The following is a 25,942-nucleotide window of genomic DNA, read 5'->3' on the forward strand; positions in this document are numbered from 1 at the left end:
GGCCGAGCCCGCGCCCGCACCCGCCGCGCCCGCGCGCTTGCCCGCGCCGCGCAGCACGCGCGCCACCATGAACGCCGCGTTGAAGAGCAGGCAGGACGCCACCGCCAGGCCCACCACGGCCAAGCCGTTGTAGTACCAGCTCGGACCCTGCTCGAGCAGGCCCTCGGCGCCCGTGCCGCCCGCCGCCACGACGGCGTCGTAGCTCGGCAGGAGCACCATGAGGTAGTACGCCATGAGCGCCGCGAACAGCGCCGCCGCGCAGATGCCGGGCACGAGCGCCCGCTTCGCGAACGCCTTGCCCTCGGTCTTGCGCCAGCCCAGAAGCGGGCACACCGCGATGAGCGCGCAGTACACGATGCCCAGAGGGCGCGCGACCGCGTTGTACGTGCCGGCGGAGAGCGCCTGCCCGCCGAACGGCAGGAACTCCGGCAGGGCGCTCGAGAGCGTCATGTAGGCGAGGAGGAACGCGAACACCACCATGATGAGGTTGTTCACGTAGTAGGCCGCGTCTCGCGAGGCCAGCGAGTCAATGTCCTCGTCAGACGCCGTGACCGCGCCGAAGCTCCCGCGGCGCACGAGAAGCCCGACCGCGCCCGCGAGCAGCGACAGCACGATCAGCGCGAGGAACAGCACGAGCGACACCGGGTCGCCCTCGAAGGCGTGCACCGACTGCACGAGCCCCGAGCGCGTGATGAACGTGCCGAGCACCACGAACGAGAACGCGAGGCACGCGCACATGACGCTCCAGCGCTTGAACGCGCCGCGCTGGCGGTAAATGGTGAACGAGTGGATGAGCGCGACGCCCACGAGCCACGGCAGAAGGCTCGCGTTCTCCACCGGGTCCCAGCCCCAGTAGCCGCCCCAGCCGAGCACCACGTAGGCCCACACGGCGCCGAGCCCGATGCCGACGCCCAAGAGCAGCCACGAGAACATGAGGAAGGGCGTGGAGCGCTCCACCCACGCGGGCGAGTCGTCGTTCACCACGAGCGCCGCGATGGCGTAGGCGAACGGGATGGTGAGGCCCGCGTAGCCGATGAACAGCGTGGGCGGGTGGATGGCCATCGCCCAGTGCTCCAGAAGCGCGTTCATGCCGAGCATCGAGGCGGCGTTCGTCAGCGTCCCGTCAGCGTTGAGGTAGCGCGGGTCGATCACCGCGAACGGCATGTTCTCCTCCGAGAACAGGAGCACGCCCACGAACGCGACGAGCACGAGCTGCGCCACGGCCACCGCGCCGTTGTCGAGCGGGCGGGTGTCCTTGCGCGTGGCGAAGACCACCACCGAGCTGAACACCGCGATGAGCCACGCCCAGAACAGCAGGCTGCCCGCGCGGCCCGCCCACAGGCCCGACAGCTTGAACAGCCATGCGAGCTCGCCCGTGGCGTCCGAGCGGTTGTGCACCACGTAGTCGAGCGAGATGTCGCCGCTCATGAAGCAGAACACGAGCACGGCGCAGCACACCGTGAGCGCCGCGGCCGACACGAGCACCGCCAGGCGCCCGCCCCAGGCGAACGCATCGGAGCGCTCGAGGCTTCCGCGCGCGTGCAGGACGTGCGCCACGCCCAGGCACGCGAGGGATATGAGGCATCCCGCGAACGCGACGAGCAGGCCGATCAAACCGATCATAGACATAGGCTAGCCCTCCAGCGCGACGTCGGACGCCGCGAACTTTCCGTCTTCGTTCATCGAACCCGTGAGCACCACGGAGGCGCCCTCCGTCACCTCGTCGGACAAGGCGCCCTCGAAGAGCACGCTCACCGTGCCCGCCGCCGCGCCGTCGGCGTCGACCAGCGTGAAGCGGTCGCCGAGGCCCGCGGCCTGCAGGCTGCCCGCCCCCACGGTGCCGGCCACCTTCACCACGGTGCCCGTGATCTCGTCGCCGTACTCGAGCATGCGCGCCACCGTGAGGGCCGCGTCGGCGTTCTCGTACTTCGAGGGGCACTTCGTGACGAGCTCAGAGCACGCCAGCACGCCGTCGTCGCCGATCTTGCCCGTGCAGATGGCCGTCACGTCGTTGCCGAACGTGGAGGACGCCGCGCCCTCGTAGCGCACCGGAAGCTGCGTGGCAGGCGAGCCCGCGGGGTCGTATATCTTGAACGTGAGCACGTCGTGCTCCGTGACGAACGAGTTCTCCACCACGTTGCCCGACACCTGGACCTTCTGCCCGGCGGGCGTGCTCTCGACAGCCTCGGCCACCGTCACGGTCTTGGCCGCCGTGCCGCCGCCGACCACGGCCAGAAGCACGATGAGCACGATCACGACAATGCCCGACACGGCGACCAAGCGCTTCTTCATCTTCGCGTTCACGAGGCATCCCCTTCCGCATCCTGTCCGAAGCGCCCGGACAGGCGGGCGCGCATCTCTTCACGCACTACTTTGCCCCAAGCGCGCCGCCGCATAAAGGGACGGTTTTCCCCGAATACCGCATGACAGCCCGCAAGGGTCCCGTAAGAAGGCTACCACACCCGCCGCGCTCGCCGCCCCTCATCCGGCGCAATTTGACGAGCCGCGCCGCGCTCGCGATGGTTCCTGCGCCCACGACGATGGCTCCCGCGACCACGACGGCTCCCCGTCCCATAATGATTCCCCATCTAGTATAATCTGGTGAGATCATACTCGAGCAAGGAGGATGCCATGGGCGACGAATCGCTTGGCGCCGGCCCGGAGACTGGCGTCGGCGCCGAATTCGGCTCGGAAGCTGGAGCTGGCGCTGGCTCCCGTCCCAGCTCAAACGCCGACACCGGCGCTGGCGCTGGCCCCGGATCCGCTTCCGCGCTGATCCCCTCCCATGACTGGGGGGCCGAGTGGCGGGCCCTGCAGAAGCTGCGGCGTCATGCCGACGACGCGGCGTTCTGGGACAAGCGGGCGGCCACGTTCTCGCGGAAGGACGCGCCGAACTCCTACGCCGAGCAGTTCCTGGAGCGCGCGGGCATACGCCCCGGCGAGTCCGTGCTCGACATGGGATGCGGGACGGGCGCGCTCTCGGTGCCTCTGGGGGCGGCGGGGCATCCCGTGATCGCCGCCGACTTCTCGCGCGGCATGCTCGGCGTGCTCGAGGGCGCGCTTGGCGCTCAGGGCGTCACGTGCGTCACGCCCCTGCTCATGAGCTGGGAGGACGACTGGGACGCCCACGGCGTGGGCGAGGGCGCCGTCGACGTGTGCCTGGCGTCGCGCTCCATCGCCGTGGACGACCTGGAGGCCGCGCTTGCGCGCCTCACGCGCGCGGCGCGGCGCCGCGTGTGCATCACGCTCCCGACCGGCTCCTCCCCGCGCACCGACGGGCGCGCGCTCGAGGCCGTGGGGCTCGGCGACGTCACCGGGCGCGACCACCTCTACGCGTTCAACATCCTGGCGGACCACGGCATCCAGGCCGAGGTGAGCTACATCAAAAGCACGCGCCGCGACACCTTCGCCTCGCTCGACGAGGCGTGCGCGAAGTACGACGCCATGGTGCGCGCCGCCGCCGTGCTCTCCACGCCCGCCGAGCTGGATGAAGCCTGCGCGCGCCTGCGCCCCTGGCTCGCCAGCCAGCTCGTGGCGAACGAGGACGCAGGTATGCCCGACGGCCACGGCGTCGCGCAGGGCGCCCTGCGCCTGCGCGAGCCCCGCGTCATCACCTGGGCCTTCCTCGCCTGGGACAAGGGGCTCTAAGACGCGTAAAGGCAAACGGATGTTTCACGTGAAACATTCGTTTGCCGAGCATGCGGAAAGCGGGTGTGAGCGCCTTCGCGGGACGGCGGCGGGCTGAGCCGCCAAGCTGAGCCGCCAAGCTCCGGCGAGCGCCCGCGAAAAAGCGAGGGAGACGAGCCCCCGCAAGGACCCGCCTCCCTCTCAAGCCGACTCACACGTCAGCCTCATGACCCCCGCGCATGCGGGAGAAACAAGCTCAGTACCTGAAGCCCGCGCTCGTGATCTCAGCCGCTTCCTCAGCGGAGAGCCAGCCGTCGGGAACCTTCACGTCGTCATGGCAGCGCGAGCACGCGTTGACCGACTGGCGATGCGACTTGTGGCAGTCGCTGCACTCCATCTCGGTGTGCTTCACCTCGGTCACGTGCGGGTTGCGCTTGCCGTAGCTCGACGTGGCGCGCGCCAGGTCGTCGCGCGTCATGTTGTGGCAGCTGTCGTTCATGCAGAACGCCGACTCGTCCTCAGCCTGCAGGTAGTGGTTCAAGTCGGTGAGCGAGCGCTCGTCGAGCGGGTACTGGTAGTTCCCGCTGACCCACAGCATGCCCTCGGTGACCTGCTGGCCGATGGTGGGCACATGGCAGCTCAGGCACGTTGCGTCAGCCGCCTCCTTGTGCTGCACGACCAGAAGGTCGCCCATGTCCTCAACCGGGTTTCCCCACTTGTCGAAGCCCGCCTCGCCCGAGACGCCGTCATACGTCTCGTTGATCGGGTCTTGCGGAGCATGGCAGATGGCGTTGCAGAAGCTCGGCTGCTCGTGCCACACCCAGAAGCCCGCGCCTGCCACGATGATCACGGCAGCGACGACGCCCAGCGTGATGGCGCGCTTGCGCTTCTTCTCGCTCGGTTTCTTGGCGGTGGCACCCGCCTCACCGGTCTTGATGTCCTTCTCTTCGCTCATTGGCCTTGCCTCCTCTCTGTCTTCGCAGATGCACTCACGTTACGAGACGAGAGCGAGTCCCTGGTCAACGGCGGCCTCGGCCTTGTCAAGCGTCGCGAAGGTGAGCTCGGGGTTGTGCGCGCCCTCGCTGTTCTCCACCATCACGAAGTCCCAGTAGAACTGGGCCGTGCGGTGCAGGTTCTGAGCCGTGGCCAGATCCTCAGCCGACAGCGTGTCCTTGGCAGCCGCCAGCTTGTTGATGTAGTCCTCGATCTTCTCGCTGATGGCCGTCACGCGCTCCTCTTCCTCGGCCTGCCACGCCTTCACCTGGCCGGCGAGGTCCTCATGGCAGGTGGAGCAGGTGTTCTTCATCAGGTCGGCGTTCTCGAGCGGGCTCGTCCACGTGTGGTTGGTGAACGAGGTGCCGTCCTCGGCAACGCTCGTGCCCATGTGGCAGTCAGCGCACGAGTAGCCCAGCTCGGCCATGTGCATCTGCTTGCCGCCGTAGACCGTCTCGAACTCGGGGTGCTGGACCTTGAGCATCTTGGCGCCCGTGAGCGGGTGCTCCCAGTCCTTGAAGCCCAAGCCGTCGTAGTACGCCAGGATGGCCTCGGGCGTCATGGCAGCCAGGCCGTTGTAGGGGTTCGTGGTCACCTTGGTCTCGGGGTTGAAGTAGTACTCGTTGTGGCACTGGCCGCACACCTGGGCAGCCATGGGAACCTTGGCGCCGTCGTTGCCCATGGACTTCTCAGTGAAGAACTTGCTGGCGACGGTGAGCTCCTTCGGGTCGTTCTCGTGGCAGTTGTAGCAGCTGATCGGCTCGGTGAAGGTGCCGATCAGGTCGTTGAACTTCTTCGCGTAGACGCCGTCACCCTCGGAGTTGACCTGCGCGGTGAACTGCGGGGTCTTGCAGGTGATGCAGTTCGCGAGCTGCTCCTTCTGCGTGGTGCGCGGCGTGTTGGACACGCTCTGGAGCGCGTACACGTGGCTCGACGCCTCGTCATAGCCCAGCGCGAACGCGTAGCCCTTGTACATGGTGTTCAGGGCCGGGTACAGCTCAAGGTAGTTGTGCTTTCCCGACTCGGGCCCGTTGGCCTCGTTCGCCTCGTAGGTTGCATACTGGTTGGGGTACAGCCCCGACCACTCATCGGCCACGACGACGCCGAACGAGTCTTGATCAGGCATGATCTGAGACTCGGCGGAGCCAGTGGTGTTCGACTGAGGAGCGCATGCGACGAGCCCGGCTACGAGCATGATCGCGCATACGCACGTACCAGCGAGCACTGTTTTCTTGCTCTTGATTTTCATCTGGTATTCCTCCCCTCTTTTTCACTTACCTTCAAAATACCTATGGAACGGCTAACGCTGAAGTGACAGTTGCGCCGAATCTTCAAGGACGGTTCAGACGTTGCTGACGCGCCCCTGATCAGGCGGAAACCTCGCCTCCTTTCCCCTCTGCACCGACAGCGTCACAGGTATTGCCCTTTGCCTGCGCGCCCGCGGCGCGCGGCCTCCCGACGCCCAGCTTGAGCGCGCCCGCGGGGCACGCGTCAACGCAGGAGCCGCAGGCCATGCAGTCGCCGGCGCGCACGATCACGTCGTCGCCCGCGAGCGCGGGGGCGAGTATCTCGGGGTCGGCGAGGCACGCGTGCGCGCATGCGTCGCAGCGGACGCACTTCGCGTGGTCGATCCTCACGTTGACGAGGCCCACGCGCCCGAGCACCTCGTAGAAGCCGCCGAGCGGGCAGACGGCGCGGCACCACACGCGGCGCCCCCACGCGCACTCGGCCACCACGATGGCCGCGAGCGTGAGCACGCCGGTGGCGGAGCCGAACAGGATGCCCTTGTTGATGGCGGAGATCGGCGAGAGCAGCTCGAAGACCGGCACGCTCACGAGCGCCGAGAGCACGAGCACGCCCGCGGCCACGCCGATCTTGGCGTGGCGCGGCAGCACGCGCTCAGCCACGCGCAGGCCCAGCTTGGCGCGCAGCCAGTCGACGGCCTCGCACAGCAGGTTCACCGGGCACACCCAGCCGCAGAACGCGCGCCCGCGGATGAGCCCGTAGACCACGAGCACGGGCAGCGCGCCCCAGAGCCACGCCACGTCGAAGGACTTCGACGCGGCGATCACCTGGAGCGCCGCGAAAGGATCGAGCACGGTCACGCCGGCGACGCTCGACGAGGACAGGCTGCCGTAGAAGACGCCCTCGGCCGGCGTGGCCACGGCGGCGTCGCCGCCGGACACCTGCCCGAGCAGCCCCCATCCCGCCGCCAGAAGCGGCAGGCAGAACAGCACGAGCATGCCGATCTGCACCACGCGCCGCGCAACCGTCCAACGGGTCTTATGTTTGTCGTTCTTGCTCAAAGCTCTCTTCCTTAGTCGGCCGCGCCGGGGGCGCCCGCAGCGCCCGCGGCTGCGGCTCACATGGTCATGCCTGCGGCTTCGCCGTCGGCGCCGAGCGTCTCGTCCTCGAAGTTCACGTACACCAGGTTCACGTTCGTCACGCCCTCGACGCCGACGAACGAGCTCGCCACCGCATGCGATGCCCGGGAGGAGCCGGCCTCGACGGTCACCACGAGCTTGCAGCCCTGCGCCTCGTGCACCTCGACGCCCTCGATGCGCGCCAGCTCGCGCGCCACCGCGTCCGTATGCTCAGGCAGCGTCTCCACCACCAGGCTCGAGATAACCATCCCCTACCCCTGCGGGTGGCAGGTGTTGCACTGCTCGCGGACGGAGTCGAACGCCAGCGACGCGTACTTCCCCTGGGCGAAGTGGTCCTCGGGGACGATCGTCGCCGTCGCCAGCATGGGGTTCGCCGTCTCGCTCGCGCCGTGGCAGCCGTAGCAGCCGTTCGCGCCCAGATCCTCGAAGCGGCCCGCATGGCTCGCGGGCATGGGGTCGGGAGCCCCGTCAGGTGCCGAGGACGCAGCGGACGTCGCGCCTCCCGCGCAGCCGCCCAGCACGCCGAGCGACATCACGAGCGCGCCCGTGGCAAAAGCCATCGCAATCTTTCTCATAAATCGCACCTCCCCTAGATCTTCTCGATGCGCACGCAGGTCTTCTTGTAGTCCGGCTCCTTGGAGAGCGGGCAGTAGGTGTCCTGCACCACGAGGTTGATGAGCGTCTCCTCGGCGAAGAACGGAGCGAACACCAGGCCCGCCGGCGGGCGCGTGCGCCCTGCCGTGGACACCTTGATGTCGCAGGTGCCGAAGCGCGAGGTCAGGCGCACCATGTCGCCGTCGGACACGCCGAGCGCGGCGCAGTCGTCGGGGTTCATGTCGAGCAGCGCCTCGGGCAGCGCGCGGTCGAGCTCGGCCACGCGGCGCGACATCGAGCCGGTGTGCCAGTGCTCGAGCAGGCGCCCCGTGCAGAACACGAACGGGTACTCCGCGTCAGGCAGCTCGGCCGGCGGCTCCCACGGGCGGAAGACCACCGAGGGCTTCGCGCCCGCGCTCTTGTAGAAGCTCACGCCGCCCGCCAGGTCGTGCGTGCCGTACATCTCCACGCCGTACTCGTCGAAGCCGTCTTCCTGCTTGCCGTCGCAGAAGCGCCACTTGGTGGGCAGCCACTGGCCGTCAACCTCGCGCACCGGCCAGGTGAGGCCGTGGTTCTCGATGTAGAGGTCGTACGGCGCCAGCTGCTTGTTCTCCATCTTGAGCTTGGCCTCCTTGTTGATGGCCTCCGCGTCGGGGTTCAGGCTCGGGTTCGAGAACGTGCGGTACTCCTCCCAGACGGAGCGGCTGACCTCGCGCTGGTCCCCCTTGAAGTCGCGGGCCTGCTTGTCGTACCACTCCCCGAACAGCACGTCGAAGGCGTCCTCGCCGCCGATCTGCTCGCCGTCGAGCACGCGGTGCGCGACCTCCATGAGCATCCACAGATCCCACTTCGCCTCTCCCGGCGGGTCGATGGCGGCCTTCTCGAACACGGCGGTGCGGCGCTCGGCGTTGCCGAACTGCCCCTCGCGCTCAACCCACATGGCGGCGGGCAGCACCACGTCGGCGTACTGGGTGGACAGCGTCGGGTACACCTCGCTCACGCAGATGAACGCGTCCATGACGCCCTTCTTGTCGCCGCGGCCCAGAAAGCGCGTGAGGTTCGGCAGCGAGACGGCCCAGTTGTTGTGGGCGCTCCACAGAAAGTCGATGTTGCCCTTCGACAGCTCGCGGAAGATCTTGATGGTGTGGAAGCCCGGCTTCTTGATGGCGTCCAGGTACCCGTTCGGCAGGTTCCAGATGGCCTCGGTGTAGCGGCGGTGCGCCTCCTGCGCCACCAGGAGGTCGGCGGGCAGGCGGTGCGAGAACGTGCCCACCTCGCGGGCCGTGCCGCAGGCGGAGGGCTGGCCCGTCAGCGAGAACGCGCCGTCGCCCGGGCGCGCGTAGCGGCCCGTGAGCAGGTGGATGTTGTAGATGCAGTGGTTCATCCACGTGCCGCGGTTGTGCTGGTTGACGCCCATGGTCCACAGCGACAGCATCTTGCGGCTCTTGTCGGCGAACTCGTCGGCGAGCTCCTTGATGTCGGCCGCGGGCACGCCGGAGAGCTCCTCGGCATACTCGAGCGTGTAGGGGGCGAGGCGCGCGGCGTACTCCTCGAAGGTGATGCCCGTGACCGCGTCCACCTTGCTGCCGATCTCGGAGGCGTCGTAGGTGTCCTCGGTGGCGTTGCCGATGTTCTCGGTGCCCTGCTTGAACTGCAGGTGGTCGGCGACGAACGCGTGGTCGTACAGGTCGTTCTGGACCAGGTAGTTCGCGATGGCGTTGGCGATGGCCAGGTCGCTTCCGGGCTTGAACGTCAAGACCTTGGTGGCGTTGGCGGACGTGCGCGTCCACAGCGTGGTGAGGTCGTAGTGCTTGACGCCCTTGCCGTTGGTCATGCGCGCCATCACGCGCGAGTAGAGCATCGGGTGCGCCTCGGCCATGTTGGCGCCCCAGGTGACGAAGGTGTCCGTCTCGTCGATGTCGGCATAGCAGCCGGCCGGCTCGTCGGTCTGGAAGATGTTCATGAAGCCCACCACGGCGCTGGCCATGCACAGGCGCGCGTTGGGGTCGATGTTGTTGGAGAGCAGGCCCGCCTTCCAGAACTTGGCGGTGCAGTAGCCCTCGACGATGGGCTGCTGGCCGCTGCCCCAGAACGCCAGGCGGCTCTTGTCGGCCTTCCACGTCTCGCGCAGCTTGCCCGCCACCAGGTCAAGCGCCTCGTCCCAGGTGGCCTCGCGCAGGCCGCCGTCGGTGCCCTTGGTGGACTTGTCGTCGCGGATGAGCGGGGTGGTCAGGCGGTCGGCGCCGTACAGCACGCTGGCCAGGTAGTAGCCCTTCACGCAGTTGAGGCCCTTGTTGGACTGGTTGTCCGGGTCGCCCGTGACCGACACGATCTTGCCGCCCTTGGCCTCCACGATGACGCCGCAGCCGCAGCCGCAGAAGCGGCACACCCCCACGGTCTTGGTGGTTTCGCCCGACGCGGCGCCGCCCGAGCCTGCGCTCGAGCAGCCGACCATGCCGGACATCGTTCCCGCAGCGGCCGCGCTCGCAAGGGCAACCGCTGTGGCTTTCACGAACGAACGACGTGTGATGTCCATGAAACCCTCCTTCTCCTTAAGCTTCCTCAAGCTCAACCGGCGCGCCCCGTCAGACTTGCCGGCTCGTTCACTTCCCTGCGCCCCGATCAGGCGCCTTTGCCGGGCCCGCCGCCCTCATGGGCGCCTTTGCCGGACCCGTTTCCCTCATGGGCGCCCTGCCCGGGCCCGCCTTCAGCCCCCGAGCCCTGCTGCTCGCGCGCCCTGCGCTGGGTGGCAGGCTCGATGCGAATGGCGCACTCGGGCTCGCTCACCACGCAGCGCTCCACGCACAGCCCGCAGCCCACGCACTTGTCCTCCACGATCACCGGCGCGAACACCGCGTGGATGGAGTCGCCCTCGCGGGCGCCGTAGTTGATGTAGATGGCCTCGTCGATGAGCGGGCAGGCGCGGTAGCACACCTCGCAGCGCATGGCCTTGTACGACAGGCACAGATCCTGGTTGATGACGGCCGTGCCCATGCGCACGTCCTCGCGCGCCGCGACGGGCTCAAGCGCGCCGGTGGGGCACGCGGCCACGCAGGGGAAGTCGGCGCACAGGCGGCATGCCTGGGCGCGCGCGTCGATGACGGGCGTGCCCGCCTTCGCGCCCGCGTCGAGCGGAGCGGCGTGAAGCGCCTGGTACGGACAGGCCTCGATGCACTTTCCGCACTTCACGCACTGCGCGATGAACTTGCCGCCGTGCCGCGCTCCCGGCGGATGCAGCAAGGCGGGCTCTGGGAGCGCAACGTCAAGCGCTGCCTTCACGGCAACAACGCCCGCAGCGCACGCAGCGACGACGCCTCTCAAACTCACCAGGGCCTCCCTTCCCTTTCGCCTTCCTATACAATGTACTAGCTTACGTGCGTGCGCAGGCGCGCGAAAAGGGACGCTCAGTCGCGTTCTTATGGGGACAATCTGTCGATTATGTGGACGATCCCGCCCCCCAACGCGCCCTCTCTCATATATGATGGTGAGGTGAGGACGCGAAAGCGCGCCTTCCCGTTGAGCAGCACGAAGAAACGGAGCGCCCATGCACCTCGACGAAACGTCAAGCACGCCTTTCTACCAGCAGATATTCGACGAGTTCCGCGCCGGCATCGAGTCGGGCGCCTACCCGGCGCACTCGAAGCTCCCCTCGATCCGCGGGCTGGCGAACGACCTGGGGTGCTCGCGCAACACCATCGAGGCCGCCTACCGCCTGCTCGTGCAGGAGGGCTTCGCGAAGAGCCGCCCCGGCTCGGGCTACACCGTCCAGGACGCCTCGTTTCTGCAGGCCACGCCGCCCTCATCGCATGCGCAGGCAGGAGGGCTCCTCCAGGAGCACCTGGACAGCCGCGAGGCCGCCTCTGCGGCTGCGGCCGCAGAGGCAGACGCGGCCGCGGGAGGTGCGCGCGGCGCGGGAGGCGCGGGAGGCGCGGGCGCGGCCGTGCGCTTCGACTTCACGTACGGCAACCTGCAGAAGGGGACGTTTCCTGCCGCGAGCTGGCGGACCATCACCGACGACATCCTGCTGAGCGTGGAGCGCGAGCACGCCGACGCCTACCCCGACCCGCTCGGCGAGCTTGAGCTGCGCACCGAGGTCTCCTGGCGGCTGTGCGCCCTGCGCGGGATCAAGTGCACGCCCGAGCAGATCATCATCCAGGGCGGCACCCAGTCGAGCGTGCAGAACCTGCTCACGCTGTTCAACGGCGCCACCGACGTGGTGGCCATGGACGACCCGGGCTACGACGGCGTGCGCGCGGTGATCGAGCGCAACCACTTTACCGTGGCCCCCTGCCGCGTGATGGAGACCCCCGACGCGTTTCTGTCCGACGTGGACGCAAGCGGCGCGCGCCTCGTCTACGTGACTCCCTCGAGCCAGTTCCCCACCTGCACGCACATGCCGTTCACCACGCGCAAGCGCCTGATCGACTGGGCCGCCGAGCACGACGCCTACATCCTGGAGGACGACTACTGCCGCGACTTCCGCTACAAGGACCGCCCCGTGCCGCCCCTGCAGTCCATCGACACGCGCCAGCGCGTCATCTACATGGGCACGTTCTCGAAGTCGCTCTCGCCCGCGCTGCGCATGAACTACCTCGTGCTGCCGCCCGAGCTGATCGAGCGCTGGCGCGAGGTGTTCTCCGGCGCGTACTCGGCGGTGCCGTGGCTCTCGCAGGCGGTGCTCGCGCGCTTCCTGAGCTCGGGGCTGTGGGACCGCCACCTGCGCCGCCTGCAGGCGCGCAACCGCCGCAAGTACGAGCTTCTGGTTGACGCGCTGCGCGAGCACATGGGGGACAAGGTGGAGGTGATGGAGAACGGCACGGGAATGCACCTGCTGGTGAACGTGCCCGACGGGCGCCCGCAGTCCGAGCTCATCGCCGCCGCGCGCAGGGCCGGCGTGCAGGTGTACGGCACCGAGCAGTACTGGATCCGCAAGGAGAACGCGCTGCCCGGATGCGTGCTCGTGGGCTTCTCGGCCATCGAGGAGAAGGACATCGAGCCCGGCGTGCGCGCCCTGGCCCGCGCGTGGTTCGGGTAGGAGGGCCGATTCCCCGAGGAAGAGAGAGGCGCCCCGAAGTCCGGAGCGCCTTTCTTTCCCAGGGGTATTTCTGGAGATTTGGAACAGGTGGCGGGATTAAGCGCCTATCTCGCGGAACAGGTCGGTCTCACCATCCCATTCGACCATCGAGTCAATGACCATGTTATGGAGCGCCGTCGCACCGGAGGTGACCAGCTGAACCATCGCGCCAAACTGCTCGCGCATGTCAATCACGACAAACGAAGGCTTGCTGTTACGCGCCCGCACGGCTTCCTCGTCGGCTCCCGCAGCACGCGCCTTAGCCAGAGCCGCCTCCAAATCGGAGTAGCCGATAGTGATCACGGGGATGTTCAGCAGCTCACACGCTTCAAGCGCCTGGTCCATGTCCTCTACGAACAGATGAATGTGATTCATCCCCATAGCGTCCATGTCGTTATACTCCGTGAACATGGTCGGCGCATCGCCCACCTGCTGGACGACCTCAATGGAATGAGATCCCCATCCGCCATAGCACGCCTCGAACTTGAGGTTGCTGCAATCAACCTCTTCCCCGCGATAGATGAGTCGGCCGAACGTGTTAGTGGTGTGGAAGAAGGGGCCAGATCCGAAGAGGTCATGATGGTTCTGGGCGAATGCCTTCCAATCAGGCGCATAGAAGCCGATCTGATGGACGAAGTCACGCCCCTTGAAGTAATCCTTCAGGTCACCTTCATACTTCTGAGGAAGTCGGTCAGCCGCGTTCGTGGTCACCACGTCACCTGCGGCGGTCACGGTGACCTCACGCATCTCTGCGCCCGGCTTTTCCGCTTCAGCACCGGCTGAAGCCGCTTCCCCTTGGGAAGAAGCGCTCGACTGGGAGGAGGCACTCGGCTGAGGGGCGCATCCAGCCAGTGCTGCGGCCCCGGTCAAAGCAGCAGCGGTTCCCATAGCTAAAAACTTACGACGATCGATAGCGTTGTCCATGATGTCTACGTCCTTTCTTCACGTTGACATGCTTGCGAATGCACATCGGGAGAATGTGCATTCTGATTGCGTGCATCCATAAGATGCCTTATTGCTGGGGCAGGCCTGAGATGATGTTGTACCAGACGCCGCCCACGGAGACGCACAGGGCCTTCAGCTCGATATGGCCGGCATGGGTCGCGCTGCCGAGATAGAGCACCGAGCCGTCAGCCGCATCGCCGACGCCCCCGTCACCCCGGCGTATCCAGCGACCGCTGCCCACCTGCCCGTACTCGCACAGCTCGGAGCCATCGACTGCCGTCAAGACTCCCGTCTCCTTGTCTGTGCTCACGATAGGCAGCGCGCGCAGCTTGCCGGCGTTTCGAAGATCGCGAATGACCGCTGCCGCGGCCTCGCTCACCTGCGTTTTCGTCTGCTGGTCCTGAAGAAAGCAGCCCAATGCGTAAGTTCCCATGCCTGCCCTCTCAGGATCGAAGCGACTCTTTGAGTCGGTCGCAGCCGCATCCGCATCCTGCGGGATGCCTCTCCCGCTCGATGGCGTCCTCCTCGACGATTCCCACCAGCTCGATGTCGAAGATGAGGTCGCGGCCTGCCAGCTCGTGGTTGTGGTCGAAGCGCACCATGCCGTCCTTCGGCGGGAGCACCTTCACGCGGATCGAGCCTTCAGGAAGGGCGATCTCAATGAACTGCCCCACGGGGAGCTGATCAGCTCTGGGGAATTCCGCTGCAGGCACTTCCTCGATCAGGCTCTCGTCGTAGGCGCCGTAGCCCTCTTCGGGCGCGAGGCGCACGGTGGCCCGCTCTCCGGGAGCCATCTGGCTGACGGCGCGCTCAAAAGCCGGGAGCACCGTGCGGCTCCCCACGACGAAGTCCATGGGCTCGCCCACCTTGTAGGTATCGAGAAACTTCATTCCGTCGTCGAGCCGGCCTACCGCATGCACGAGCACTCTCTCGCCGATTTCTGCCATGATGCCCCTTTCCTTGATCCTGAACTCTCCGTTTTCCGCCGATGCCGCTAGCCCAGCGGGATGAACATCGACTCCTCGGAGCCGTCCCACTTCGCGCGCGCGCCGATGATGGCGTCGTGCAGGAACTTGGCGCGCGGCTCGACAAACTGGACGGCGAAGCCGAGCTGCTTGTGCAGGTCGGCCACCATGAAGCTCGGCTTGCCCGCGTTGGCCTTGACGGCCTCCTCGTCGGCGCCGGTGGCGCGGGCCTTCTCCAAGGCGTTCTGCAGGTCGGGGTAGCCGACGGTGATCACGGGCAGCCCGAGGAAGTCGCAAGCGTCTTGGGCCTCCTCCAGGCTCTCGACGAACATGTGGATATGGTTGAAGCCGGGTTTGTCGGGCTCGTTGAACTCGGAGAACATCGTCGGCACCTCGAACGGGTCCGGCTGAACCACTTCGATGGAATGCGAGCCCCAGGCGCCGTAGCAGGCATGGAACTCAAGTCCCGTGCAATCAACCTCGTCGCCGCGGTAGAGCAGCTTTCCGAAGGTGTTGGTGGTGTAGAAGAACGGACCCGAGCCGAACAGGCGGTTGTGCTCGGTCATGAACCCGCGCCAATCAGGAGCGCAGAAGCCGAGCATGTGAACCCAGTCGCGGTCCTTGAGGTAGTCGGCGTAGTCTTTGGTGATGATGCCTGCCATGAAAGTTCCTTTCCTCGCGTGCAGGGACGGTCGTTGCTAGCTCGCGTCCTCGGCGGACTCGGGCAGGGGCTTCAGCAGGAAGGTGATGAAGAACAGCACCACCCAGGCGGCAAGCGCCACGATCATGCACATGCGCATGCCGCTAGCAGGGTCGGCGGCCACGAGCAGCGTGAACACCGCCATGCCGATGCCGGCGCCCAAGTTCGATCCGAGCTGCACCACGGAGTTGCCCAAGGTGCGTAGATCGGGCGTGAGCTGAATCTGCGGGCCCGCGGACTGGGTGACCGTCTGCTGGGAGTTGAAGACGCCCGCGAAGAACATGAGGACGTAGATCACCCACACGGGCACGCCCGGGACGAGCACGAACACGAATGCCGCCATGATGACGACGCGGAACACGTTGCCCAAGGTCATCACGCCCTTGGCGTTGCCGCTCTTGGCGATCATCTTGCCGAACACGGGCCCGAGGAACAGGCCGAGCACGGCCATGAGAGCCGAGGCGATGCCCGCAGCCAGCGCAGGGCCGATGGCCATGCAGATAGGATCAGTGGCGAGGGTGCGCATGATGAAACCGCCGATGAAGAACGAGATGGTCATGGCGCCGAAGTTGTGCAGGAAGTTCGCGGCGGCGAAGACCATGGTGTTGCGGTCCTTCAGAGCCCTCACGGGCACGATGGCATCGTTGCCCTTCTTCTTGATGATGATCACCAGGGCCACCAAGGCCACGGCGGATACGGCCAGCAGCGTAAAGGACAGCGGGCTGCCGAAGCGAACATAGCTCGATCCCATGGAGAGCACGATGATGAGGGCTGCGAGGAAGACCGTGATGGCCGCCGCCCCGGCGAAGTCGAACTTGCCGCCCTTGACGGCGAACGGCGCCGCCTCGGCAGCGGTGGCCTTGACGCCGAAGAGCATGAGCACGGCAGCCACGGCGAGCAGCGCCATCGGAATGGCGCTCCACACGCGCCAGCTCACGTTATCGACGACGAAGCCGCCGAAAAACGGGCCTATGAGCATGGCGGCGGACATCATCGTGCCGACAAGCCCCAGATAGACGCCGGCCTTCTGCTTGTCATACATATCGCGCACCATGGTGAAGCCCACGGCGAACACCGCGCCGCTCACCAGGCCCCAGAAGATGTTGGCCACGATGATGGCCATCATGCTCGGCGCGAAGACGCGCACGAGCAGTACCACGGCACCAGCTGCGAAGCCTCCGCCAGCAAGCAGGCGCTTCATGGCAGGGTTTCTCGCGGCGATGAAGCCGAAGATGGGCATGACGCACACGCTCAGGATGCCGCTGATGCCCTGAGCAAGGCCGTAGATCTCCATGCCGCCGATCTCAGCTGCGGCGGCGGGAAACACGATCGAGTTGGTGGTGGATACCATAAGGTTGGCCATGACACCCAGATACACCGCGATGAGCGTCATCATCTTCTTGGCGTTGGGGGCATCCATGAACGGATTGCCCGTCTTCCCCTCAAGTTGGGTCATTTTCCCCTCGTTTCCGCAGAGGCACCGTGCCCCCTGCTGTCGAATAGTTAGCAAAGCTCTCCGCCGTCGACGACGAGATGCTGCCCGGTCATAAAGCCAGAGGCGTCGCTGGCCAGGTACAACACGCCGTAAGCGCAGTCGTCCACGTTGCCGAAGCGACCCAGGGGGATGGCCGGCAGCTTCATCTTCGCGAAGCCCTCGTTGACGGTGGCGCCGTGGGTCATGTCGGTGTCGATGAAGCCCGGGTAGAACGTGTTCACGCGCACGCCCTTGGGCGCGAGCAGCTTGGCCAGGCACGGCGTGAGCGAGCGGATGGCGCCCTTGGTGGCGGTGTAGGCCACCGAGCCCGCGGCCTTCCACGCGGCCAGCGAGGCGATGGGGATGATGGAGCCCACCCCGTGCTTGCCGCATTCCTCCCAGCCGTACTTCACCATGTAGAACACGCCGTCCAAGTTGATGCCCTGAACGCGCTTCCAGTTCTCGACGTCGAAGGCGGCCTCAAGCCCGCCGGAGAGCGAGAGCCCCGAGATGCCGGCGGCCAGCACCATGATGTCAAGGCGGCCAAACTTCTCCACGCATGCCTCGACGGCAGCTTTGCAGTCCTCCTCCCGGGAGACGTCGCAGACCGCGTAGGCCGCCTCGCCGCCAGCTTCCTCGATCTCAGCCACAGCCTCCTGAAGCTTGTCCTCGCGGCGCGCCGTGAGGAACACCTTGGCTCCGTAGCTCGCGAGCAGCTTAGCCGATTCGTTGCCGATGCCGTGGGAGCTGGCGCCGGTGATGAGCGCAACGCGACCAGAGAGGTCGAACAGGTTCTTCTCCTCCATTTGCTTTCCCCTTCTGTGGAAGGCGGGGCCTTTCCCCTTCCGGCCCCGCCTGTTTTAAGCGATGATGTCTTTACTTGCCGCCCATGAGCGCCGCCATGGGGATGAGGGCCGGCGTGTTCTCGTCGGCGTTGGCAGCCAGCGCGGCCACGCCCTGCCAAAGCTGCTCGATGGGAGCGTTCACCTCGATGAAGCTGCCCAGCTGCTCGCGGGCGTCGAAGTACATGACGTGCAGGCCCTGGCCCGAGGTCATGTCCATGGCAACCTCGATGCCCGCCTCGGCGAACTCCGCCGCGACGGCGTCCACGTCGTCGGACCAGATGCACAGGTGGTGCAGTCCGTAGTGGCCGAGATCCTTGTAGACGTCGGGCTCGTCAGTGAGCACTTCGATGAGCTCGATCTGCATGTCGCCGAAATGCCCCAAGGCGCAACGCGAGCGCATGCCCGAGGGGGCGCCGCGATAGGTGAGGCTCGCGGGCTCGGAAGAACCCAAGTCGACAAAGGGGCCCGTGCCGAGCAAGTCGCGGAACCGCTTGGCCGACTCCTCGATGCTCTCGACGTAGTAGCCTACTTGCTTGATGCCGTACTTGTTGAGCAGTGTCTGCGTCATGGTTATCTCCTTGCGTGAGACGGTGCGGTAATAGGGGCGTTATCGTGCCGCAGGCGGCTTGGGCGCAGCCGGGGCGGCAGGCGGCTTGGGAGAGGACGGGGCAGTGGGCGCTTTGATGTTCGCGTCAAGCTTCGCCTGGTCAGCATCGAAGTCCTTGATGCTGTTGTCGAGCTCGGCTCCGCATTCCTCGCACACGCGAGCCACCGGCTTGTTGGGCTTGCCGCACGCCGGGCACACCTTCATCGAGACTTCCGCTGGTCTGAAGCACATAGCGCTTTCCTTTCTTCTTCTTGCAAGGGGCGCGCCGCCTGCGCGCACGCGCCCCTACTCGTAGTTCTAGGCGAGAGCCAGGTCAGGCAGGCCTTGGTCCTTGGTGCGAGTGGACACGTCCATGACGAGCGTCTTGCCGTCCTTCTCCACCGTCAGCTTCCAGTCGGCCTCGGGAAGGCCGTCCAGGCAGAAGTCGCCCCAGGAGTTGGTCTCCGTCGTGAAGGTGCCCTCGTCGGAGGCGGCCGTCACCTTGGCGCCCTCGACGATCTCCTTCGCCTCGGGGTCGTACACCGTGGCGGCGATGAACTTCTTGGGGAGCCCCCGATAGAACACGCGCGGCTTCGTACCGTACTCGGGATGAAGCACCTCGGTGCCCTCAAGGTCAAGGTCGCTCTCCTCGCCGAACAGGATGACGTCCACATGGCAGTTGTCCACGCAACGCGGCACGCGGATGGGCGAGTCAACGTCGTCAAGCAAATGCGCGCAGCCCGTGCACTTCTGCGGGATGTCCAGAGCGTCGTTCCAGTAAATGCAGTGGTAGGGGCAAGCCTCCATGATGGCTCGCTGGCCCTTCGACTTCACCGGGTCGATGATGACCAGCCCGTCATCGCGACGGTAGACCGCGCCGTCCTTGGCGGCGGCCATGCAGGGGGCGTTCTCGCAGTGGTTGCACAGCGTGGGCATGTAGGTCACGCGCACGTGGGACCCTCCGCCGCGCTCAAACTGCTTGAGCTTCAGCCAGAACTGGCCCACCTCAGGCTCAGCCTCCGCGTAGGGCATCCATGCCTGGTCGCAGTGCTCGTCCTTGCAGCCGATCTGGCAGTCATGGCAGCCCACGCACTTGGTGAGATCGATCAGAAATGCTTTCATGGTTGTCTCCTTCCCGGTCGCTCGCTACTCGATGACCCAGGAGTTGTAGTTGATGCCGATGGCCGGGTCGTAGTCGCGCGCAAAGGCCTCGGGGTACTTCTCTTTCCACTCGTCGTATTCGGCCTGCTCGAGCTTCTCCACCTCAAGCAGGTAGCCGGTGACGGCGAAGCCCTTGCAGTGCTTGGACACCTGGTTGGTGGGGCTGATCAGGTTGATGGCGCCGCCACGGTCGATGTGCGGAGCGATGGGATCCACGCGGCTGCCCTTGTTCACCATGACCGAGCCCGGGGTGATGCGCTCGGAGATGCGCACGCCGCACAGGACGATGCCGCGCTCGTTGTAGAGCTTCGCGATGTCGCCGTTGGCAAGGCCGCGGGCCTTGGCGTCAACCTCGTTCATCCAGACCGGCTCGTAGTAGTAGCCGTCGGCGCCCTTCACCTTCACGGTCTCGATCTCACGGAACCACTTGATGTCGTCGCCCTGCACGTGCACGCGGAAGCGGGCGGGGTTGGCGGTCACGAGCAGCGGATAGTCCTTGCAGCGCTCGCCCCACAGCGACTCGTCGTGGGTCCAGCCTTCCTCGGCAGGGCCGCCGATGATCCAGCGGGCCATGGGCGTGCGCTCCTTGTCGTCCGGGAAGTTGTCGGCCAGAGCCTGGCTCCAGAACTCGATCTTGCCCGTGGGGGTGTCCAGAGGATTGGCCTCCGGGTCCTCGTAGAACAGGCGCATGCCCGGGGACAGTTCCTTCCAATCGGGGGCGAGCTTCGGGAAGTAGTAGCCCTTCTCCTGGAAGGTCTCCCAGCTGATCTCCTCGCCGAGGCGGGACTGGTCGAAGCCGTACCTGATCCACTCGTCCTGGGTCATGCCCAGATCGATCTGATCGCGGATGCCGAAGCGATCAGCCAGCTTGCAGGCGATCTCGAAGTCGGAGTAGGACTCGCCCACGCGGTCGCAGGCAGGCGGGGTGAGGCCGGAGTGCGGCTGGAACACGATCATGCCCGAGCCCATGGAGTCGTTGTCCTCGACGCAGGTCGTGACGGGAAGCACCAGGTCGGCGAAGAGCGAGTCGTTCTCAAGCCACTGGTGGTTGGTCACGAAGAACTCCACCTCGTTGGTGCGGATGGCGTCCTGGTAGTTGAAGCCGCCGTCCCAGCAGTTCATGTTGCAGGGCTTCTCCGACCAGAGCATGTGCACCTTGTTGATGCGAGGCTCCTCGGTCGGGGCCTCCTTGCCCATGGCAGCGGCCATGGCCTGCTGCATGGCCAGCGCCGCCTTCGGGTCAGCCGGGTAGTTGAACTCTTGGAACTGCTCGGAAGTCTCCACGTATACGATGGCCGGGCTGCCCCACCACTTGGCATGGCCCTTGGTGAGCGCCTCGGCCACCATGGTGCGGGGAATGGACTGCGCGTTGGGGTAGAACATGCGGCACTGGTTGATGGAGCTGTAGGGTGCCGAGGTGGAGCGGGCGATGTTGGCCTTGGCCATGGAGGAGGCGTTCAGGTGCAGCTGCTGGACGCCGGGCTTGCCGAGGCCCTGCAGAGCCAGCTTGTAGGCACCGGTGCGGCCCGGCTCATGGGAGTAGGGCGTCTTCACGGAACCGGAGGAGAAGTGCGCATGCGAGGTGACCTTCTTGGCTACGTTGCGCGCATAGGCCTTGATGGTCCACTCGGGCACGCCGCAGCGCTCGGCAGCCCACTCCGGCGTCTTCGGAATACCGTCCTCGCGACCGAGCACGTAGTCCTCCAGCTTGTCGAAATGCACGGTGTGGGTGGCGACGTACTCCTTGTCGTAGAGTCCCTCGGTGAGCCACACGTAGATGACGCCGTAGTCGAAGGCCACGTCGGTGTTGGGAAGGATGGGGATCCACTTCATCTCCGGATGGCAGACGGCGGTGTAGTTGCAGAAGGGATCGACGATGACGAACTCCTTGCCGAGTTCCTCCCAGAACTTGAGGAGGCGGCTCCAGAACTGGCTGCCGTAGTTCTGGGTGAGCTCCCAGTCGCCGGCGTCGAAGCAGATGAGCTCGGAATACTCCGTGATGTCCTTGATGACGTTCCAGGAGTTGTAGCCGGTTTGGGGCGGAGCGATCATGCCCAGGCCCTTGTTGGAGCCGGAGCCCCACACGTGCTTGGCACCCCAGTACCAGCCCTCGACGGAGTCAGGCGTACGGGTCTCGCGGGTGTAGCCGCCCAGCTTGCTCATGAAGGTGGAGTGCATGCCGCCGCCGGCGTGCAGGTCCTTCGACTCACGATGGCCGTCCTCGCCGATGGTGAACACGGAGTAGGGGCCGTAGGTGTCGATGATGCGGCGAATCTCGCTCTCCATGATGTCAAGGGCCTCATCCCAGCTGATGCGGACGAACTTGGAGCGGCCGCGATTGGCAGCGTTGATCTTCGCGGGGTCGCCACCGGGCTCCCAGTCAACGCGCTTCAAGGGATAGCGCACGCGGTTCTTGGAGTACACGCGGTTCTTGTAGGCCAAGGCGAAGTAGTTCGGCGCCGTCTTCATGGGCGGTGCGAACGTCTTGCCGTCGACCTCCAGGGTCCACAGCGAGTCAGCGAGCTCTTCAGCGGTGTAGTTTGCGTCGATTCGCATCGGGCGGATGCGAACGATCTTTCCGTCCTTGGAGTCGACCGCCGTCATCTCACCGCCCGTGCCGCCGCATGCAATACTCTGCAGCGTGGTAGTAATTGCGCTGGCCTTAGGCGACTCTACCTGGGTATTCTCATTACCCATATCCTTCTCCTCTCTTTAGCTTGCGCTAACGGGAAAGCGGCACCTCGACCGATTCGAGATTGCATCCGCTTTTACCCCTAGCAAGACAGTGCCTTAAAGGAGAGGACGGTCGCAAGAATCAAAGAACCCTGTTTGCGGCGGTTTTCTGCGCACTCAGGACAGCTGTTTAGAGCCTCCTTACACTTTCAGAATTTGTAAGGCTTCGCCGGGCAAGAAAAGAAAATGCCCGCTCGCTTGAGAGCAGGCATCGCAACGCAGGCAAAGCGACAGGGCGAGCAGCGGCGCTTCAGCTACTGGGCCAGCTACTGCGCCCTGCCTGAATGAGCGCCGAAGTGCTCAAGCCAGAACGAGTAGGTCAGGTTGTTGTAGAGCGTCGCAAGCTCGGAGACCGACATGTCAAAGCCGTCGAGGATCCACTTCTCCATGATCATCGCCTGCGAGGATGCGAAGAAGTACGCGACATAGTCAGCCCTGCGCTCAGATCCTCGGTATCCGATCTTCGTCAGATGCTGTCGGTCAAACTCGTAGATGACCTTTGTCACGGCCCTGATGAACGAATTGTCATTCCCGTGCATCGAGAGCACCAGACGCGAGTACAGCTCTTTCTCGTTAAGAAGCCCGCTGTACATCTTCGAGACGAGCGTGTACTCGACCTGCTTGATGTCCCTCAGCTCGTCACAGGAGAACATGGTATGGAACTGCTCGATAGCCCGAAACGCGTCGTTCCTGAACACCGTCGCGAGGAGGTCTTCCTTGTTCTGGAAGTAGTCGTAGAAGGTGTTGCGGGAAACATGGGCCTCTTTGCAAATGTCCCCGATCGAGACGCTCCGATAGCGTCGCTCTAAGACCAGCTGGCGAAAGCTCCGTTCTAGAGCGCCCTTTACATCATTGTTGGCAGCATGACCGCTCATCAGATTCCCTCTCCCCCGCAAAGAAAGCCATTCAAGCGATAAAACCCACCCGCTATCTCACCGACTTTCGGTAATTATAATGGATTTTCCAGCAGAGCTGCCAGTCCCTGCCAGGCTCCTCCCGCCCAGCGACAATCCCGGGGGACGCCTCAAGCTCGGCAGCGAGCTGCTGTACCTCATCGCGCTCTGCGAGCGCGCCACTCGCGGTGATCAAGGCAGCGCAGCAGCAGAGCCCCGCGCAGGCATGGTTCGGATAGGGAGCGGCGAAGGGGCGGGGCGTCCCCTTCCTACGCCTCCGCATCAAGAAGCAGCCGAGCTTCGAGCAGCCACCACCTTCTGCGCTCTGACCAGCCGATCATCGTTGTTTCAAATGATCTGTCGGTTGGTTTTCGAGTTTCCCCTGTCAGGTCCACTCCCTGAACCGGGACCGCAAGCCCCTTAGACGCGACACGACATCTGCTGCGTCAAAACAGCACTGCTCGTCGAGAACGTATATGCGCTGCATCTTCTCGAAAGCCTCGAAGACGGGGTCTGCTAAGTCCGCACGCAGGTAAGCGAAGTCCGCTGGACGGGCTTGCGCTTGGTTGCTTCCTATCCGCGAGAGCTCCTCCGCCCTCTTGAACCGCGCAACGCTTTCGAATGAGCCCTCAGTGGACAGCAGGGCGCGAATGTTCTCGTCGTCAACGAGGACGCAGACGTCGTATAAGTGCTTAGCAGCGTCGAGCAGCATGCCTCGTTCGTAATAGAACTGGGCGGCAAACACCTTGTCGACGAAGATCCTCTCAAGCGTGATGGTCTGCACCTCGAAGGGAAACACAGAAAACGAGCCTGACAAGACTTCCCTCTCAGTTGAGTCGGCGAGGTCCCATACAAGGGCGCTGACCTCCATTGGAGCAGTAGGCTCGCTCACCGTGAACGAGGTCGCCTCGACCTTCACCCGCCCGAAGCGCTGGAGGGCGTCGAGCGCGGCAAAGGGAACCGTCCCCTCGTAGCGGTAGACGGAGGTAATGGAGCCGCGCCTGTTGCTGGAATCGGGGTCCTCCTTGTCCCGCACGAGTGCCACATAGCCGTTCGCGGCAGCCTCGAGCCTCTTCTTGCCCTGCGTCTTGCTGCAGCCGTCCGTACGCACCATAATGTCTATGTCCTCGCTGAACCGCCGCATCTTCCCCAGGGCCTTGTAGAGCGCTGTGCCGCCTTTGAAGTAGGCAGGCAGCCAGTCCTGCTTCGATGCGAGCTCCTCGAGGAGAAGCGTCACGTAGTAGTCCTTCTCGAGTATGTCCGCACGCATGCCGCTCCTTTGCGACAGGCGCAGCAGCAGAGCCCGAAACGCGGCTCTGTCCTCGTGGAGCCTCATCATGCCGCATCCCTCTCCGCCATCCTGGCCAGCGACCTGACAACGCTTGTGGGGTAGTATCGGCTCGCCATCCCCAGGAGCTTGCCGAGGTCAAGACGCCCGCGGACGTGCCGCCACAGGACGCCTTCGGGATCATCTCCGTCCACCGCGAGGCGCACCAGGTTAGCGACGGCATCGAGCGATTGCAGGTACTCCGCATTCTCAGCCGTCACCCGCGTCTTGGGCCTCAACAGCTTCACGGAGAGGAGCTTCGCCTTGGTGTCGCGCACGTTGGCGTTGGTGGCTATCTCGATCTCGCGGGGCATCCACGTACATGCCCCCACCTCATGGAGGAAAGCTGCGCCGGTCACGTAGCCGACGACGTCTTCGCCCGTGTTGACGTACAGGCGCGCCGCCAACTCGGCCGGGTCCAGCGGAACAGCCCCGAAGGCGCTCCGCTCGGGGCGGTAGACGATCCCGCTGCAGAAGCGCTCGACGATCCCGGCCTCGATCAGACGGCTCACGTTTACCGAGACGAGATTCCTCGCCTCGCCAAGGGGAATGGAGAGCTCGTCCGCCAGGCTGTGAGCCATCTCGCGCGTGATGATCGGAATGCCGACCGGGTAGCCGCATATCCTGTCCCGTATGGCCGTCGCGTACTCCATGGCGCACCTCCTCATGCGTAATTTTATTGTATGAAATTCTATTAAATGTGTCAATATAATTACATCATGCCCAAACCACCGGAGAAGAGAGAGGCGCCCCGAAGTCCGGAGCGCCTCTCTTTCCCAGGGGTATTTCTGGAGATTCAAACCGCGAGATCAGGACGCGTCCCTACTTCCCCGGCTCTGCGGATTCGCGGGCCACCAGGGACAGAAGCGCGCTTGCGAGCTCGACTACGCCTCGGTAGTAACCGTCGGCGCATTCGCCGCAGATGCGCTGGCAGAACGCGTCGATCCAGGCAAGGGGGCGGTCAGCCGCAAAGGCAGCGCCGGCTTCGGCGCTGGCCTGGTCACCGCAGGCGGCGCGCTCGCAGAGCGTGGCGAGGTACAGCAGCTCGATGCCGATGTGGTCCGCGTACTGGTTGTTCTCGTTCGAGATCCTCAGGCCGGCCTCGCGCAGAAGGCGCTGCATCTCGAACGTGGCCTCGCCGAACCCGACGGAGACGTCAGCGTTGCGGTAGAACGTCTCCCAAGGCGCGGCGCTCGGCCGCGGCGGGCCGATGAACAGGTGCGTGTACTCCACCGAAATCTCCCGAACCAGATCGTCCTCGTCCAGGGCCGCGCGCTTCCCCTCGGCGTAAGCGAGGCAGCGCGAAACAGAAGCGGCCACTTCCTCGTCCCCGAAATCGGGGAACTCCCGCCAAAACGAGGGGTCAACGCCATACCGCTCCGTCTGGCTCATGGGAGCGAGCAGGGAGTTCCCCAAAAAGGCGAACGCCTGGGAGAGCTCCGTCCAAGTCTGGGAGTCGAAGTTCATCACAAGTCCTTTCTCGAAGGGAGGCGCGGCTGAAGCCAGCAGCTTGCCGCGCCTGAGGCGCCCCGCGCCGCAGGAGGGGGCGCGGCGCGGGGGCTGACGGGGCGGGGGCGCGGCCGGGGAGGGGCCCCGGCGCGCCGTCGGGGAGGGCTACTTCGAGGCCGAGGCGGCGCGGCC

At 65.4% G+C, this 25,942-nt stretch carries 25 protein-coding genes; 2 read left to right on the plus strand and 23 right to left on the minus strand.

What is annotated here, in order from left to right; translation table 11 throughout:
- Positions 1–1,629, minus strand: a 1,629-nt coding sequence (ccsA, locus tag HRL41_RS08550) for a cytochrome c biogenesis protein CcsA (protein ID WP_172136411.1), incomplete at its 3' end; no start/stop codon positions are given.
- Between the two features lie 3 nt (positions 1,630–1,632).
- Positions 1,633–2,304 (minus strand): cytochrome c maturation protein CcmE, encoded by a 672-nt coding sequence (locus tag HRL41_RS08555; protein WP_172136412.1) that lies wholly within the window; start codon positions 2,302–2,304, stop codon positions 1,633–1,635.
- Between the two features lie 327 nt (positions 2,305–2,631).
- On the opposite strand from HRL41_RS08555, the gene HRL41_RS08560 reads away from it, so the two are divergent.
- Complete coding sequence (locus HRL41_RS08560) at positions 2,632–3,648, plus strand: class I SAM-dependent methyltransferase (protein ID WP_172136413.1); 1,017 nt, start codon at positions 2,632–2,634, stop codon at positions 3,646–3,648.
- Positions 3,649–3,883: 235 nt separating this feature from the next.
- Here HRL41_RS08560 and HRL41_RS08565 read toward each other — a convergent pair whose 3' ends face one another.
- The 7 genes from HRL41_RS08565 to HRL41_RS08595 form a co-directional block, all read right to left on the minus strand.
- A complete protein-coding gene (locus HRL41_RS08565; protein WP_172136414.1) occupies positions 3,884–4,582 on the minus strand; it encodes a cytochrome c3 family protein in 699 nt (232 codons plus the stop codon).
- Between the two features lie 39 nt (positions 4,583–4,621).
- A complete protein-coding gene (locus HRL41_RS08570; RefSeq protein WP_172136415.1) occupies positions 4,622–5,869 on the minus strand; it encodes an ammonia-forming cytochrome c nitrite reductase subunit c552 in 1,248 nt (415 codons plus the stop codon).
- A gap of 118 nt (positions 5,870–5,987) precedes the next feature.
- Entirely contained in the window at positions 5,988–6,926 is a 939-nt protein-coding gene (locus tag HRL41_RS08575) for a 4Fe-4S binding protein (RefSeq protein WP_253904800.1), read from the minus strand.
- A gap of 56 nt (positions 6,927–6,982) precedes the next feature.
- A complete protein-coding gene (locus tag HRL41_RS08580) occupies positions 6,983–7,252 on the minus strand; it encodes a chaperone NapD (protein WP_172136416.1) in 270 nt (89 codons plus the stop codon).
- A 3-nt stretch (positions 7,253–7,255) separates the two neighbouring features.
- Entirely contained in the window at positions 7,256–7,579 is a 324-nt protein-coding gene (locus tag HRL41_RS08585; RefSeq protein WP_165170233.1) for a hypothetical protein, read from the minus strand.
- Between the two features lie 14 nt (positions 7,580–7,593).
- The gene (locus HRL41_RS08590; RefSeq protein ID WP_172136417.1) at positions 7,594–10,134 is read right to left on the minus strand and encodes a molybdopterin-dependent oxidoreductase; all 2,541 of its coding nucleotides are present in this window, start codon (positions 10,132–10,134) and stop codon (positions 7,594–7,596) included.
- 86 nt (positions 10,135–10,220) lie between these two features.
- Positions 10,221–10,925 (minus strand): 4Fe-4S dicluster domain-containing protein, encoded by a 705-nt coding sequence (locus HRL41_RS08595; RefSeq protein WP_165170229.1) that lies wholly within the window; start codon positions 10,923–10,925, stop codon positions 10,221–10,223.
- A 217-nt stretch (positions 10,926–11,142) separates the two neighbouring features.
- On the opposite strand from HRL41_RS08595, the gene HRL41_RS08600 reads away from it, so the two are divergent.
- Entirely contained in the window at positions 11,143–12,633 is a 1,491-nt protein-coding gene (locus HRL41_RS08600; RefSeq protein ID WP_172136418.1) for a PLP-dependent aminotransferase family protein, read from the plus strand.
- A gap of 96 nt (positions 12,634–12,729) precedes the next feature.
- Here HRL41_RS08600 and HRL41_RS08605 read toward each other — a convergent pair whose 3' ends face one another.
- The 14 genes from HRL41_RS08605 to HRL41_RS08670 all read right to left on the minus strand — a co-directional run bounded on the left by HRL41_RS08605 (position 12,730) and on the right by HRL41_RS08670 (position 25,768).
- The gene (locus HRL41_RS08605; protein WP_172136419.1) at positions 12,730–13,596 is read right to left on the minus strand and encodes a twin-arginine translocation signal domain-containing protein; all 867 of its coding nucleotides are present in this window, start codon (positions 13,594–13,596) and stop codon (positions 12,730–12,732) included.
- Between the two features lie 88 nt (positions 13,597–13,684).
- The gene (locus HRL41_RS08610; RefSeq protein ID WP_166079715.1) at positions 13,685–14,050 is read right to left on the minus strand and encodes a hypothetical protein; all 366 of its coding nucleotides are present in this window, start codon (positions 14,048–14,050) and stop codon (positions 13,685–13,687) included.
- A gap of 10 nt (positions 14,051–14,060) precedes the next feature.
- Entirely contained in the window at positions 14,061–14,564 is a 504-nt protein-coding gene (locus HRL41_RS08615; RefSeq protein ID WP_172136420.1) for a peptidylprolyl isomerase, read from the minus strand.
- A 47-nt stretch (positions 14,565–14,611) separates the two neighbouring features.
- Positions 14,612–15,244 carry a hypothetical protein gene (locus HRL41_RS08620; protein ID WP_172136421.1) on the minus strand — a complete coding sequence of 211 codons (633 nt, stop codon included), beginning with the start codon at positions 15,242–15,244 and terminating at the stop codon, positions 14,612–14,614.
- A 36-nt stretch (positions 15,245–15,280) separates the two neighbouring features.
- Positions 15,281–16,738 (minus strand): MFS transporter, encoded by a 1,458-nt coding sequence (locus HRL41_RS08625; RefSeq protein ID WP_172136422.1) that lies wholly within the window; start codon positions 16,736–16,738, stop codon positions 15,281–15,283.
- A gap of 47 nt (positions 16,739–16,785) precedes the next feature.
- Positions 16,786–17,562, minus strand: a complete 777-nt coding sequence (locus HRL41_RS08630) for an SDR family NAD(P)-dependent oxidoreductase (protein WP_172136423.1) — start codon at positions 17,560–17,562, stop codon at positions 16,786–16,788.
- A gap of 70 nt (positions 17,563–17,632) precedes the next feature.
- Positions 17,633–18,169: a VOC family protein gene (locus HRL41_RS08635; protein WP_172136424.1), complete on the minus strand. Its 537-nt coding sequence runs from the start codon at positions 18,167–18,169 to the stop codon at positions 17,633–17,635.
- Between the two features lie 39 nt (positions 18,170–18,208).
- Entirely contained in the window at positions 18,209–18,439 is a 231-nt protein-coding gene (locus HRL41_RS08640) for a zinc-ribbon domain-containing protein (RefSeq protein ID WP_172136425.1), read from the minus strand.
- A gap of 66 nt (positions 18,440–18,505) precedes the next feature.
- Positions 18,506–19,309: a 4Fe-4S dicluster domain-containing protein gene (locus tag HRL41_RS08645; RefSeq protein WP_165059357.1), complete on the minus strand. Its 804-nt coding sequence runs from the start codon at positions 19,307–19,309 to the stop codon at positions 18,506–18,508.
- Between the two features lie 24 nt (positions 19,310–19,333).
- Positions 19,334–22,045, minus strand: coding sequence for a molybdopterin-dependent oxidoreductase (locus HRL41_RS08650; RefSeq protein WP_172136426.1), 2,712 nt, complete (start codon positions 22,043–22,045; stop codon positions 19,334–19,336).
- A 302-nt stretch (positions 22,046–22,347) separates the two neighbouring features.
- Positions 22,348–22,956, minus strand: a complete 609-nt coding sequence (locus tag HRL41_RS08655) for a TetR/AcrR family transcriptional regulator (protein WP_172136427.1) — start codon at positions 22,954–22,956, stop codon at positions 22,348–22,350.
- Between the two features lie 403 nt (positions 22,957–23,359).
- Positions 23,360–24,244, minus strand: coding sequence for a nucleotidyl transferase AbiEii/AbiGii toxin family protein (locus HRL41_RS08660; RefSeq protein ID WP_172136428.1), 885 nt, complete (start codon positions 24,242–24,244; stop codon positions 23,360–23,362).
- 65 nt (positions 24,245–24,309) lie between these two features.
- Complete coding sequence (locus HRL41_RS08665; protein ID WP_172136429.1) at positions 24,310–24,954, minus strand: hypothetical protein; 645 nt, start codon at positions 24,952–24,954, stop codon at positions 24,310–24,312.
- Positions 24,955–25,123: 169 nt separating this feature from the next.
- A complete protein-coding gene (locus HRL41_RS08670) occupies positions 25,124–25,768 on the minus strand; it encodes a molecular chaperone (protein ID WP_172136430.1) in 645 nt (214 codons plus the stop codon).
- Positions 25,769–25,942 lie beyond the last annotated feature (174 nt).

Source organism: Adlercreutzia sp. ZJ473, assembly GCF_013185065.1.
In the GTDB taxonomy this organism is placed as follows: domain Bacteria; phylum Actinomycetota; class Coriobacteriia; order Coriobacteriales; family Eggerthellaceae; genus CAAEEV01.

Excerpts from the sequence above, each read along its gene's own strand:
- HRL41_RS08600 (WP_172136418.1), top strand. The coding sequence starts at position 11,143 with ATGCACCTCGACGAAACGTCAAGCACGCCTTTCTACCAGCAGATATTC.
- HRL41_RS08605 (WP_172136419.1), bottom strand. The coding sequence starts at position 13,596 with ATGGACAACGCTATCGATCGTCGTAAGTTTTTAGCTATGGGAACCGCT.
- HRL41_RS08585 (WP_165170233.1), bottom strand. The coding sequence starts at position 7,579 with ATGAGAAAGATTGCGATGGCTTTTGCCACGGGCGCGCTCGTGATGTCG.
- HRL41_RS08590 (WP_172136417.1), bottom strand. The coding sequence starts at position 10,134 with ATGGACATCACACGTCGTTCGTTCGTGAAAGCCACAGCGGTTGCCCTT.
- HRL41_RS08610 (WP_166079715.1), bottom strand. The coding sequence starts at position 14,050 with ATGGGAACTTACGCATTGGGCTGCTTTCTTCAGGACCAGCAGACGAAA.
- HRL41_RS08640 (WP_172136425.1), bottom strand. The coding sequence starts at position 18,439 with ATGTGCTTCAGACCAGCGGAAGTCTCGATGAAGGTGTGCCCGGCGTGC.
- HRL41_RS08635 (WP_172136424.1), bottom strand. The coding sequence starts at position 18,169 with ATGACGCAGACACTGCTCAACAAGTACGGCATCAAGCAAGTAGGCTAC.
- HRL41_RS08655 (WP_172136427.1), bottom strand. The coding sequence starts at position 22,956 with ATGAGCGGTCATGCTGCCAACAATGATGTAAAGGGCGCTCTAGAACGG.
- HRL41_RS08665 (WP_172136429.1), bottom strand. The coding sequence starts at position 24,954 with ATGGAGTACGCGACGGCCATACGGGACAGGATATGCGGCTACCCGGTC.
- HRL41_RS08625 (WP_172136422.1), bottom strand. The coding sequence starts at position 16,738 with ATGACCCAACTTGAGGGGAAGACGGGCAATCCGTTCATGGATGCCCCC.
- HRL41_RS08560 (WP_172136413.1), top strand. The coding sequence starts at position 2,632 with ATGGGCGACGAATCGCTTGGCGCCGGCCCGGAGACTGGCGTCGGCGCC.
- HRL41_RS08620 (WP_172136421.1), bottom strand. The coding sequence starts at position 15,244 with ATGGCAGGCATCATCACCAAAGACTACGCCGACTACCTCAAGGACCGC.
- HRL41_RS08565 (WP_172136414.1), bottom strand. The coding sequence starts at position 4,582 with ATGAGCGAAGAGAAGGACATCAAGACCGGTGAGGCGGGTGCCACCGCC.
- HRL41_RS08630 (WP_172136423.1), bottom strand. The coding sequence starts at position 17,562 with ATGGAGGAGAAGAACCTGTTCGACCTCTCTGGTCGCGTTGCGCTCATC.
- HRL41_RS08660 (WP_172136428.1), bottom strand. The coding sequence starts at position 24,244 with ATGCGTGCGGACATACTCGAGAAGGACTACTACGTGACGCTTCTCCTC.
- HRL41_RS08570 (WP_172136415.1), bottom strand. The coding sequence starts at position 5,869 with ATGAAAATCAAGAGCAAGAAAACAGTGCTCGCTGGTACGTGCGTATGC.
- HRL41_RS08645 (WP_165059357.1), bottom strand. The coding sequence starts at position 19,309 with ATGAAAGCATTTCTGATCGATCTCACCAAGTGCGTGGGCTGCCATGAC.
- HRL41_RS08670 (WP_172136430.1), bottom strand. The coding sequence starts at position 25,768 with ATGAACTTCGACTCCCAGACTTGGACGGAGCTCTCCCAGGCGTTCGCC.
- HRL41_RS08650 (WP_172136426.1), bottom strand. The coding sequence starts at position 22,045 with ATGGGTAATGAGAATACCCAGGTAGAGTCGCCTAAGGCCAGCGCAATT.
- HRL41_RS08580 (WP_172136416.1), bottom strand. The coding sequence starts at position 7,252 with ATGGTTATCTCGAGCCTGGTGGTGGAGACGCTGCCTGAGCATACGGAC.
- HRL41_RS08615 (WP_172136420.1), bottom strand. The coding sequence starts at position 14,564 with ATGGCAGAAATCGGCGAGAGAGTGCTCGTGCATGCGGTAGGCCGGCTC.